This is a genomic window from Chryseobacterium tagetis (assembly GCF_016735585.2).
Classification (GTDB): domain Bacteria; phylum Bacteroidota; class Bacteroidia; order Flavobacteriales; family Weeksellaceae; genus Chryseobacterium; species Chryseobacterium tagetis.
Window position 1 is genome coordinate 568,748 of sequence record NZ_JAERSE020000001.1, and the last position, 12,882, is coordinate 581,629.

At 33.4% G+C, this 12,882-nt stretch carries 10 protein-coding genes; 9 read left to right on the top strand and 1 reads right to left on the bottom strand.

What is annotated here, in order from left to right; all coding sequences use genetic code 11:
* Nucleotides 1-855: 855 nt before the first annotated feature.
* From JI747_RS02435 to JI747_RS02460, 6 genes are all read left to right on the top strand, one after another.
* Nucleotides 856-1,176 (top strand): helix-turn-helix transcriptional regulator, encoded by a 321-nt coding sequence (locus tag JI747_RS02435; RefSeq protein ID WP_225686022.1) that lies wholly within the window; start codon nucleotides 856-858, stop codon nucleotides 1,174-1,176.
* Nucleotides 1,177-2,007: 831 nt separating this feature from the next.
* Nucleotides 2,008-2,499 carry a hypothetical protein gene (locus JI747_RS02440; protein ID WP_225686023.1) on the top strand — a complete coding sequence of 164 codons (492 nt, stop codon included), beginning with the start codon at nucleotides 2,008-2,010 and terminating at the stop codon, nucleotides 2,497-2,499.
* Between the two features lie 620 nt (nucleotides 2,500-3,119).
* The gene (locus JI747_RS02445) at nucleotides 3,120-4,454 is read left to right on the top strand and encodes a hypothetical protein (protein ID WP_225686024.1); all 1,335 of its coding nucleotides are present in this window, start codon (nucleotides 3,120-3,122) and stop codon (nucleotides 4,452-4,454) included.
* Between the two features lie 714 nt (nucleotides 4,455-5,168).
* On the top strand, nucleotides 5,169-6,485 hold the full coding sequence (locus JI747_RS02450) for a hypothetical protein (RefSeq protein WP_225686025.1): 1,317 nt from the start codon (nucleotides 5,169-5,171) through the stop codon (nucleotides 6,483-6,485).
* A 417-nt stretch (nucleotides 6,486-6,902) separates the two neighbouring features.
* Entirely contained in the window at nucleotides 6,903-7,205 is a 303-nt protein-coding gene (locus tag JI747_RS02455) for a hypothetical protein (protein ID WP_225686027.1), read from the top strand.
* 73 nt (nucleotides 7,206-7,278) lie between these two features.
* Nucleotides 7,279-7,431, top strand: a complete 153-nt coding sequence (locus JI747_RS02460) for a hypothetical protein (RefSeq protein WP_225686029.1) — start codon at nucleotides 7,279-7,281, stop codon at nucleotides 7,429-7,431.
* 53 nt (nucleotides 7,432-7,484) lie between these two features.
* Here JI747_RS02460 and JI747_RS02465 read toward each other — a convergent pair whose 3' ends face one another.
* Nucleotides 7,485-8,510, bottom strand: a complete 1,026-nt coding sequence (locus JI747_RS02465; RefSeq protein ID WP_225686031.1) for an NAD(P)-dependent alcohol dehydrogenase — start codon at nucleotides 8,508-8,510, stop codon at nucleotides 7,485-7,487.
* Between the two features lie 619 nt (nucleotides 8,511-9,129).
* Here JI747_RS02465 and JI747_RS02470 point away from each other — a divergent pair.
* From JI747_RS02470 to JI747_RS02480, 3 genes are all read left to right on the top strand, one after another.
* Nucleotides 9,130-9,516 (top strand): hypothetical protein, encoded by a 387-nt coding sequence (locus JI747_RS02470; protein WP_225686034.1) that lies wholly within the window; start codon nucleotides 9,130-9,132, stop codon nucleotides 9,514-9,516.
* A 305-nt stretch (nucleotides 9,517-9,821) separates the two neighbouring features.
* Nucleotides 9,822-10,286 carry a heme-binding domain-containing protein gene (locus JI747_RS02475; protein WP_225686036.1) on the top strand — a complete coding sequence of 155 codons (465 nt, stop codon included), beginning with the start codon at nucleotides 9,822-9,824 and terminating at the stop codon, nucleotides 10,284-10,286.
* A gap of 74 nt (nucleotides 10,287-10,360) precedes the next feature.
* On the top strand, nucleotides 10,361-12,868 hold the full coding sequence (locus tag JI747_RS02480; RefSeq protein WP_225686038.1) for a cation-translocating P-type ATPase: 2,508 nt from the start codon (nucleotides 10,361-10,363) through the stop codon (nucleotides 12,866-12,868).
* Nucleotides 12,869-12,882: the final 14 nt, after the last annotated feature.

Genomic DNA, 12,882 nt, shown 5'->3' on the forward strand with positions numbered 1-12,882 from the left:
TTTGAAAAATACAAGGAACTGAAAAAATTGCAGGAATTGATTGCACAGATATTATAATTAATAAGATTTGCATATTTATAAAATGGTATGATGATGCAGAGGGTTTGGTAATATAGAATAATTCGATTATTCATAAATTATTTTGTTTGAAGAAGTTTTTTAATTCGATAAATGTTTAGTAAGCTAAGAAAATATGTACATGACCTGTACGATAATATATCATATAGAGGAGTTAATGATCAGCAATCTAATACTGATAGGGATCTTACCATATTGCTGAATAGGTATTTTATATTATGTTCAGTCATTTTCCTTGTTCATGGGATTTCTAATGTTTTGTATTTTCATGATTTTACATGGGACCGTGTTGCGTTATTTTCCTTTTCAGTTTTAACAGTTGTTTTAAATAGAATGATCATTGGCAGTAGGTTTCTTAAACCTCTTCTTGGGATAATTATTTGTATACTGACCATTGTCATTACTTATTATTCCTCTTTTTGTGGAATGGAGAGCGGTGTTTTTTTATTCTATTTTCCACTGATTACTGTTTTTCCTCTTTTTTTTGATTTTAAAACAGAGAAATCTTTAATTATATTTTTACTGATATTTATACTCATTATGATGTATATTTCTGCGATATCAGATTTTAAACTTATAGATAAGAATCCGTTGATTGAAAATCAGTATGCAAGTGTTCTTTTAATTCTGAACATCTCTTTTATTCTAGTTATTTTTTCTTTAAATTTTTTCTTCTTTTTTGATAAACGAAATGATTATTATTTCATTTTGCATAGAAATGCATGGAAGCGTATGGAAATTGAAAACCTTAGCTTGGAAGTTGTTAGACTAAAAAAAATGCTGAATAAAGATGATTTTTCGGAAGAAAAGCTGGGAGAATTAATTAATTACATTCATATTAATGATGCTATCTTTCTTGAAAAATTTGATTACTTTTTTCCAGACTTTAAGAAAAAAATAAGCACAATGAGCAAGGTTTCCTTAAGCGCTTCGGAGTTTAAGCTTTGTGCTCTGCTTAAATTAGGGTTTTCAACAAAACAGATTGCTCTTTATACCAATTCTACCATAAAATCTGTAGAAGGGAAAAAGTATCGGTTAAAGAAAAAGCTTAATCTTTCCAGTACTTCAGATTATAAGGTTTGGTTTGCCGAATTTTAAGCAGGCTATTTCACAATTTAATCCCAATTTTACGGTTTATTTGATGGTTTTATCTTTTTGATAATTAAAATGATTGAGTTCTATATGAGGTTTTTTTTTATTTTAAATCTCATCTAAAAAATCTATTATCTTTTCATATGTTTTGATCTTTAACTACTTGCTTTTTATAAGAGCAAAAAATAATAGTAATACAAAAACAATAAAAACAAATGTAAGCCATCCTTTCATTTTGGTGTTTTTTTTGCTTAATACATTAAATAGTTAATTTATCTACCTGTAAAAAATTATAGGTAGACGGGTTAGTAATGGTACATTGAATCACTTTACTATTGGCTTATTGCCTTGTTGTAGGTGTTCTTTAATATGATAAATAACTTTTGAATGACTAACAAACTAAGAGAATATATATTTAATGTATACGATAATATTTCGTATATGGGGGTAAATGATCAACAATCTAACACTGACCGAGATCTCACCATATTGCTAAATAGATATTTCATATTATGTTCAATAATTTTTCTTATCCATGGGATTTCTAATATTCTATATTTTCGCTATTTTACATGGGATAGTATTGCCTTATTTACCTTTTCAATCTTATCAATTGTTTTAAATAGAGTTGTTATTGGTAGTAGGTTTATTAAGCCACTTCTTGCAGCGATTATTTTTTCGTTGGCAATCATTATTACGTATTATTCTTCATTTTGTGGGCTTGAAAGTGGGATATTCTTGTTTTATTTTCCGCTTATTTCTGTGCTGCGACTTTTTTTTGATTTTAAGACAGATAGAATTTTAGTTGTTTTTTTGCTAGTATTTATACTCGTTGTAATGTATATTTCAGCAATATCGGGTTTTAAACTTATAGAAAAAAATCCGTTGATAGGAAATTACGGACATACTCTTTTGATTCTGAATATTACTTCTATTTTATTATTGCTTTCCTTGAATTTTCTTTTCTTTATTGATAAAAGAGACGATTATTATTTCGTTCTGCATAGAAATGCCTGGAAACGCATGGAAATAGAGAATCTTAACCAGGAAGTTCTCAGACTGAAAAAAATGATGAATAAAGATGAGTTTTCTGAAGATAAACTTGAAGAGCTTATTAATTATGTTCATCTCAATGATATCATTTTCCTTGAAAAATTTGATTATTTCTTTCCTGACTTTAGAAAAAAAATAATCGCAATGACCGATCTTCCTTTAAGTGTTTCAGAACTTAAGCTTTGTGCCATGCTTAAATTGGGATTTTCGACAAAGCAGATTGCTATTATACTAATTCTACGATCAAATCTGTGGAAGGGAAGAAGTACCGATTGAGAAAAAAGCTTAATCTTGAAAGTAATTCTGATAATAAACTCTGGTTTGCCGAGATTTAAGAACAGCTATTTTTAGTTTAAGAACTTTTTTTGGTATTCTACTTTTTTAAATGTTTTCAGATAGCAATGCTATACGTTCTATACAAGTGATTACGAATGTGTTGAGCGATAATCCTGTTGTTGTCCTTTATAGTTTCTTCTCATTCTCAATGATGGTGACCCTGCTTTAAATCTTTTAAGCAGTTAAAAAGTGTTGTCAATTTTTTATTACTTTAAAAATTATATTGCTTTAATTGTTTTATTATTAAAAAAATAAATTAAACAAGAATAATTTAAAAAAAATCACTATATTTGGATAAAATTGATAAAAAATTGATTTTTAGTGTATTAAAATTAACAAAATAAAATACTGATAAATTTTATCATATAAAAAGTTGATTTCGACATTTAACAATAATTTAATGTAAATGTGTTTTAATTAAATTATTTGTATTTCTTGTGCTACTAGGCAGTATATATTTTCTTCAAAACAATAAAATATAAAAGTTCCATTTTCTCATAATCTTAGAATTGCTGTTAAAAAAATAAAAACTTAATCAATAACCTAAATGCACAAAAATTATGAAAAACAAAGTAACGCTATTGGCATTTACAATGCTGGCTGTCATCATCAATGCCCAGGTTGGTGTCAACACAACGAATCCACAAGGAGTTTTACATGTAGACGGAAAATCCTCTACAGCTACAACTAATCCCACAACAGGAACACCTACAGCGGTACAAGGTTCTGATGATTTTGTGGTAACTTCTTCCGGAAGTGTTGGGATAGGAACATCTTCACCTAATCCTTCTGCTATCTTAGAACTTAATGTGGAAAATGGCAGTAAAAAAGGATTTTTAGGACCTAGAGTTGCACTGACTTCATATACAGATGCTGCTACAATTTTATCTCCTGCATCAGGATTATTAGTTTATAATCTAGGAACAGAAGCTACTTTTAGTTATGTTGGATATGTCTTTTGGAACGGCTCAGAATGGAGAACATTATCTGGAGCCTCACTCGCTCCGGGAATTATAGGTAGTATTACTTGTAATAATGCAGGGCTTTCTCCTACTTCATATATCACCGGAACCCCATATAGTGGAACATTGAGTATACCCTATACGGGAGGAAACGGAGGAATATACGGAGCACAAACGATTGGACCAGTAAATGGATTAACAGCAACACTCTCTGCAGGTAATTTTGTTGTGGGATCCGGAACATTGTACTATTCTGTTACAGGAACTCCCACTGTTACAAGCCCAACCACCACCACTTTTAATATTGTAGTTGGAGGACAGACGTGTAGTGCGATTGTTGGGACAGGGGATGATGTAAAAGCGGGTGAATTGGTTTATTACAAAGCAAATGATATATCAGCAAGCATAGGTAGTGGAGGATCTGACGCAACAACAGCTTCAAACTGGTTAAGTGCTAATGTTGACAGTTCACATTCTCTTCCTGTTATAGGAGGAAAATTAAGATTGGATGGCTATTTTACTGGACCAGCTAATGGAGCGGCAGGTACAGTGAGTTTTAATCCTAGATTGGTAAATGTAAGTTCATCTCCTGTAAAATTTTGGTTTGCAGCTCTTACCAATGTTGATCGATTTAATGGAGCGAATATTGTTTTAGCCCCTACAGGTTCTGGAACTACAGTTTCCGGAGGAGGAGGATGGGTAAATCTGGATAACGGAATTTACTCTAATTATGGATCTAATGGAGTGACAGGAAGCCCAAGTGTAAGTATAACGAATCCAGGTACAGCCAATCAGGAGGTTTTAACAATGGATATTAATTTGGATGATAAATGGTACAGAGTGTATTATTTTATCAATATAGATAACAATGACACAACAACTACCTCTGATGATATAAGAAGATTATATTTATCTGTTCAAAGATTGTATTAGTCAAATTTAAATATGAATTTCAAAAACTTTCATATTAATAAAACAGTTGCAGACTCAAAAATAGAATAGTTCTGTATCTGTAATATCATTAGCATAATGAATTTCTGAGTAATTATTTGGACTCAAAGTAATGACAGGGAAGTAAAAAATGATTTTTTTGAATTGTTAATGCCTAAAAAGGTACTTAATATCACTTGTGAGTGAAAGTGAGTGTTTGTTTATTTGCTGCAAATGGGATAATAGTCTCATTTTTGCAGTCGGATTTAGTGATCAAGGTTAAGGTGCTATTACAGCCATTAAATTTATGATTATTTAAATGCTTACTTTAAAAACACAAACTTTATATATTTTATTTGGGGAGGCTATTATTATGCCTCCTCAATTTTTTAAAGGAATATTTGAATTACCTTTGATTTTTATTTTTATTTTTATTGTAAAAAATAAAAAAGCAGAAAGATCTTCTTTCTGCTTTTTTTATTCTCATATATCTATATTATAAATATGGTGTTTTTTTATATACTAATGAATATCCGGAATAAGAATAAATATTAATTTGGAAATTTGTTAAATGCTTAAACTATGATAAACTATAGGTTTTTTAGGGTGTTCTACCCCTTGATTTAACACACGAGTGAAGTCGAGGGGTGGATTTTTTTTTCTTTTTTCTCAGTTTATGTTTTTTTGCATTATAAAATTTTCCAAAAAATAAGATTTATGAAAAACAAAATTACATTAATAGCATTTTTAATGCTGACTATAATCACCAATGCTCAAGTTGGTGTTAATACTGCCAATCCTCAAGGAATTTTACATGTAGACGGAGCTAAAGATAATTCCGCTACTGGTACTCCCTCTTCTACACAACAGGCAAATGACTTTATTGTTACCTCTAGCGGAGCTATAGGGATAGGAACTACTTCTCCGGATGCATCGTCTATGCTGGATATAGTTACTACAGATAAAGGGATGCTTGTTCCAAGAGTGAATTTGACTTCTCCCACTTTCGTACTAAGTACGGCTACACCTGCTATACCCAATGCGAAAGGGTTATTGGTTTTTAACAGTGGAAGTACCTTATCTCAAGGGTATTATTTCTGGAACGGAAGTGAATGGCGTGCTATCATCTCTTCAACATCTACACCGCCTTCCATTGCTACGCTGTCGTGTTCTGGAGCTACTTTAAGCCCTGCTAACTATGTTGCAGGAACTCCTTATTCCGGGATTATAAAAGTACCTTATACAGGAGGAAATGGAGGAAAATATACACCAGGGTCTTCAGTGAGTTCTAATGGTTTAACTCTTACTTTGCAGGAAGGGTTGCTAGAAGTAGGTAATGGATATCTGACGTTTTCAGTTGCAGGAATACCAACAGTGAGCTCACCAACACCAACTTCTTTTATAGTTAACAGTACAATAATTCCTTTCTATTCGGGTACTTGTACAATTACAGTAGGGGATCAGCAGCTTGCGGATGTAAAAAGTATAGCCGTAATGGGGCCATTGGTAGCGACTTCAGATAACGGAAGAAGCGGATATTCGCTTTCTATCACAACTCCTGATGGTAAATTTTCTGTAAGAACATTTATTCCTGCGGGCAATGCCTTTTCAACTGTAAATTTGCAGATAAGAAACAATAGTACTTCTAATGTAGAAATTATTTCAAATGGGCATTATTTATGGAGTGGAGCCGGAGGCTATATGCAAAACCAGCTTAGACTTCCTCCCAATGCCTGGGCTGGTGATAATGCAACATCAAGCTCGGCTTTAATAGATGCAACTACCGGAGCAAGGATTCAGACATCATCAACAAATCCGTATTGGGGAGATCCTGAAACTTATGCGGGTGGAATGCCGGAGCAGCGTCTTTATTCTTGGACTACGAATAATGGTAATGATAAGGTATTCTATAAAATGTATTATATGATGGGATCTTCATCTCCTACTGATCAAGGGAATACAACTACATGCCCTTCAGGAACATGTAATACAACAAAAGCATTTTTTATGATTGATCAGGTAACAGCACCATAATAAGGAAGACAAATTTTATATATATATTCATGAGCCTCCTCGCAATTTCTTAAAAAACATTTATAAATAATTCATATTTTATTTTAGATGGAGAAGGTATTTGAGAAGCAGGAAGAGAAAAGTCTTCCTGCTTTCTATTTTTCATGATTTAATAATAGATATTTTCCCCTCTGATCTAATTTGTTTTTTTATCTTATAATGTGTATTCAGTAATATAAGAATATAGATTAGTTTGTAAATGTATTACGTTATAGCTATCAGATTATAGGAAGGTATAGTATATCCCCCTTGATTAACACGTGAGTGAAATCGAGGGGTGATTTTTTTTATTTTTTCTTAGTTTACGTTTTTTGCGACATAAATTTTCCAAATAAAATAAGATTTATGAAAAACAAAATTACATTAGTAGCATTTTTAATGCTGGCTATAATAACCAAAGCTCAAGTTTGTATTAATACAACTAATTCGCAGGGAATACTGCATGTGGATGGAGCTAAGGATAATTCGACTACTGGAGCTCCTACTGTTGTACAACAAGCAAATGATTTCGTAGTGACAGCTTCAGGAAGTGTAGGAGTGGGAACTACTACCCCGGATGCTTCAGCAATTTTTGAGATGAATGTCATTCAATTGGCAACAGGTAGTAAAAAGGGATTCCTTGGGCCAAGAGTAGCATTGACATCCAATACAGACGTTGTGACGATCCTTAGTCGTCTGTAGGGCTGTTGGTATTTAAATTTCTAGTTTTACATTTGTAGGCTATGCTTTTTGGAATGGGAGTGAATGGAGAGCTTTGGATAATTCTTCATTAGCTGTAGGAACGGTAGGCTCTATAGATTGTAGTTCAGTTAAACTTTCCCCTAGTACATATACAACAGGAGTTTTGTATAATGGAACATTATCTGTTTCCTATACAGGGGGGAATGGAGGAACTTATAAAATATAATCTATATAATATAAAAAAGCAGGATATTTTTATCCTGCTTTTTTAATTATCCTTTAGGGAATAAGTACAGCTCGTCCCTTTATTTTTCCGTTTCTCATTCGATCATATACCTCGTTGGCTTGGTCTAATGTATATTTCTCAATTTCTATATGGATTTTTTTTTGACGAGCCAGTCCTACAACTTCCATGAGTTCGACTCTGGAACCCCAATAAGGATTAGTCATACTCACTCCAAAAGGAAGACCAGACATTGTGTATTGGTAATGTCCACCACCCAGTCCTACAATGGTAAGATCACCGTCTAGGCTTACTGTTTTTGTCCCCAGTTCAATAGTAGAAGTAGCTCCTACAAAATCAATAACTACTTTGGCTTTTTTAATGCCTGTGATTTTCTGAATCTGTTCAGCAGCGTTTTCATCTTTGGAATTTATGGTATAGGCAGCTCCTAATTCTTTAGCAAAAGCAAGTTTTTCTTCTGTAACATCACAAGCAATGATTGTACTGGCGCTAATTTCTCTTAGAATTTGTATAGCCACATGACCTAATCCTCCGACACCAATTACCACAACATATTCATCTGGCGTTAATTTCGGGATTGATCTTTTAATGGCAGAATAAGGAGTAAGAGCGGCATCAGTAAGTGGAGCTGCAATTACAGGATCTAGATCATAAATAGGGACTAATAGACGTGAGGAGGGAACGAGCATATATTCTGCCATTCCTCCGTTAAGACCCAGACCTCCTCCATAAGCCATTTCAGACTGATGATCACAATAGTTTTCTTTGGATTGCTGACAAGGTTTGCAATGCCCGCATCCCCAAGGTCCGTATACTAGAACAGCATCTCCCTTTTTATAATCTTTAACATCAGATCCTACTTCTTCTATCCAGCCTGCATTTTCATGCCCCAATGTAAATACAGAACCGGCTACGGTACCTTCATCAATAATATGGAGATCTGAATGGCAAACGCCAGCTCCTCCTATTTTCAATAAAACTTCATCTCCCTTTGGGGTTGGTTTTTCCATATCATTTACGATACGAACATCCTTGTGTCCAAAAAAACGTACTGCTTTCATAAGCTTAAAAATTTAAAGTTTCTATATAATAAAGGTAGGGAATATCCATTAAAATACCCGTATAGCAGTTGTTAAAGTATCATTAAAACAAGTTTTTTTATGCACTTTTATTTGTTTATAGTTTTATTGCAAAAAGAGTTATGTGGTTGATTTTGTCATTTGTTTTAAAGGTTTTTATTGTAAATAAATAATAATTATATGTAATAAATAGTGAAAATTTAAATTCGATGGAAATTGCTTTTACCCCTTGATATAACACGCGAGTGTTATCGAGGGGTAATAATGTCTTTGTTTTTTCTTGGTATGTGCTTTATTTGCATCATAATAATTTTGAAAGAACAAAAATTGAATGATCTTTTATATAAAATTCTAAAAGACCTGGAAAAATAACTTCTCATCATTCAGATTGAAAATGTAGAGAAGTAAAACATACACAGAGCTAGTATTTTGGTAATTAGTAACTTCATAAGATACACCCCGGGTAACGGGATTTTTCATGTTTTTGTGTTACTGAACCTCTTTTTATAAAGAGGTTTTTTTATTTTTTTATAGACAAGGGTATGATTTGCAGTATTAATTTAAAATCATTCTTAATGAAAAATTTCATAATTTCGATAGAGTGAAAAAGTTGATTTCCATAGTATTGCTTTCATTATATTTGGTTTCTACAACTGAACTGTATCAGCTTTTGAAAATGCCGCTCCTTGTAGAGCATTATATACAGCATAAAAATCTAAATCCTGAAATGTCTTTCACTGCATTTCTTAAAACTCATTACGACAATCCTGTGAAAGATAGTGACTATGATCAGGATCAGAGATTACCTTTTGTTTCGCACACTCATCTTCTTTCTGTCGTTTTTACTGTCAACTCCTCTGTCGATTTTTATTTTGCAGAGAAAGTATATATTTATTGGGGGACCGAGAAAACCTTTTATAAGAGTGTTCTTTACAATAAAGAAATATTCAGTTCTATCTGGGAACCTCCGAGATCTTATCGGTCTTAATCTGTTTTCTCTATCATTTATTGACTGAGAAAGTATTCCTGTTTGTTTATAAAATAAAAGTAACTGTATAAGATGCAGATACACATAGGTTTATGTTGTAGCATGTTGAAGGTTTATTTCTATCAATAAGATTAATCAGCTGTGTTTATGATAGTCATTGAGTTTTTGTCAGGAGTAATTTCATGGCAACATTTTGCATAGAACAGATATTGCAGAATCGAGAGAAACCTATAGTCTTCCAGTTCAGGAGTACCATTTATTCCATTGAAAAATTAAAACATATTCTAACTAAAAATAAAAAAATAATGAAAAAGTCTTCTTTCGTAAAAATAGGAGCAGGATGTATTATACTATTATTACTTGTCATTCAGCTTTTTGATACCGATAAAAATATAAGTGCTTCTTCTTCAGAACAAGCGATTGAAAAACATTATCAGGTACCTGCTCATGTAAAAGGTTTGTTGAAAACAAGCTGTTATGATTGCCATTCCAACAATACAGCATATCCATGGTACAACAATATACAGCCTGTAAAATGGTGGTTGGCAGATCATGTGAATTCCGGAAAACGGCATTTGAATTTTGATGAATTCAATGCATATCCGAAAGAGAAAAAATTAAAAAAAATAAATGAGATTGCTGAAACCGTTAAAAGCGGAGAAATGCCTCTTAGCTCATATACTTTTATTCATCATCATGCGAAACTGTCAAATGCTGATAAATCCGAAATAGAAAAATGGACAGCAGAAGTTAAAAAACAGATCGAGTAACAGGAGATAAAAAACCTGAAACTATTCTGTTATGATAAAAACATTCAGTAATTTTAATACAATATCCCTCTCACATGAATTACAATATACCCGAGGATTTGAAAGGTCTTACGGAAGCTGAAGTGGCAGCTTCCAGAAAAAAATACGGTTACAACCGGCTAGAAGCGGTTAGGCAGGAAACATGGGTAAGTATGCTCGTCAATATCCTGAAAGAGCCTATGCTTATTTTACTTATATGTGTTTCTCTTATCTATGTGATTATAGGCGACTATGGAGAAGCGTTATTTATGTTTGTAGCCATAGTAGGAGTTACTGCCATTTCTTTTTATCAGGACAACCGGAGTAAGAAAGCACTGGAAGAACTTGAAAAATTGAATGAGCCTTTAAGTAAGGTGATAAGAAATTCAAAGGTCATTAAAATTCCCACGTTTGAAATCGCTGTAGGTGATCTTTGTATTACTGAAGAAGGAATGCTTATTAATGCTGATGGAACTATTGTACACAGCAACGATTTTTCTGTGAATGAATCTTCACTTACAGGAGAAAGCTTTTCTGTTTTCAAAGACAGTAAGTCAGACGATAATAAAGTGTACAGTGGAACGATCACTGTTTCCGGGCTTGCAGTTTTTGAAGTTGAAAGTATAGGAAAAGAAGCCAAAGTAGGGAAAATAGGACAGTCTATTCTGAGCATAAAAGAAGAAGCATCTCCTTTACAGCTTCAGATCCGGAATTTTGTGAAAGGGATGGCTATTATAGGACTCATTATATTTTTGGCTGTATGTGTTTTCAATTATATTGAAACGAAAGATTTTGTTACCAGTTTATTGAGCGGACTTACGTTGGCAATGTCTGTACTTCCTGAGGAAATTCCTGTTGCTTTTACAACATTCATGGCTTTAGGAGCCTGGAAGCTGATGCGTGAAGGAATCATTATCAAGAGAAGCAGTATTGTTGAAACATTGGGGAGTGTAACCGTAATATGTACCGATAAGACAGGAACGATTACTGAAAACTCCATGCAGTTAAAACATCTTTACAATTATAAGTCAGATACGATTTATGAGCAGGAAGAGTTTAAAATAAAAGAACTGGATGAACTCATCGATTATGCGATGTGGAGTAGTGAACCTGTGCCATTTGATCCGATGGAAATAACCTTGCATAAGGTGTACGAGCAGACTCAGGATTCAGATAAAAGGAAAGATTATCTGTTATTTCATGAATACCCGCTGGAAGGGAAGCCACCAATGATGACCCATCTTTTCGAGAATGAACAAAAAGACAGAATTATAGCAGCTAAAGGAGCTCCTGAAGCCATCCTGAATGTTTCCCAGCTTTCGGAAGAAGAAAAGAATAAAATACGGGGAGTCATAAAAGAATTCGGAGAGCAGGGATACCGTGTTCTTGGAGTGGCCAAATCTCATTTTGAAGGAAATAATTTTCCTGTAAAACAGCAGAATTTTAAATTTGAATTCTTAGGATTGACGGTATTTTATGATCCTCCTAAAAAAGGAATAAAGAATGTATTTCAGCATATTTATGATGCAGGAATTAAAGTAAAAGTAATCACAGGAGATAATGCTGATACCACAAAAGCAATTGCCTTACAGGCTGGAATTATAAATAAGAGTCCCGCGATTAATGGAAGCGAAGTGGCTTCAAGTTCAGAAGATGATCTGATGAAAATCTCTGAAACTACCACTTTATTTACTAGAATGTTTCCTGAAGCAAAACTTGAAGTAGTGAATGCCCTTAAAGCGCAGGGTAATGTTGTAGCTATGTTAGGAGACGGTGTGAATGACGGTCCTGCATTGAAGGCGGCTCACATAGGAGTCGCAATGGGTAATAAAGGAACTGAAATTGCCAAATCAGCCGCAGCTTTGGTAATAACGAATGATGATCTTGAAAAGCTTGTAGTAGGAATCGCTGCCGGACGAAGAATTTATGCCAATATCAAAAAAGCGGTTCAGTATATCATTTCCATTCATATTCCTATTATACTCACCGTTTCTTTACCGTTGTTTTTAGGATGGGTATTTCCTCATATATTTACACCGGTTCATGTCATTTTTCTGGAATTGGTAATGGGGCCTACCTGTTCCATTGTTTATGAAAATGAACCTATCGAAAAAAATGCAATGCAGAAACCTCCGAGAGCACTTACGGATACCTTCTTGAACTGGAAGGAACTCACGGTAAGTATTATTCAGGGGCTGGTTATTACCGGAGGAATAGTATGGATGTATCAGTATTCTGTTGATCTTGGGAATGATGAAGCTAAAACAAGGGCTTTGGTTTTCAGTACTCTGATATTTGCCAATATATTACTGAGTTTGGTGAACCGTTCTTTCTATTACAGTGTATTAGAAAGCTTTAAAAATCGTAATTTCTTACTGATGGGAATTTCTGCTTTGGTTCTTGTACTGTTATTTGTTATTCTTTATGTGAAGCCAGTATCAGGGTTCTTTAGTGTAACTCCTCTTGCTGCGGCAGAATTGGGGATTACATTGCTTGTTGCTGCTGTTTCGGTGTTGTGGTTTGAGGTTTATAAATTTGTGAAAAGACATAGTAGAAAGAAATAGTAATATTGTTAAAT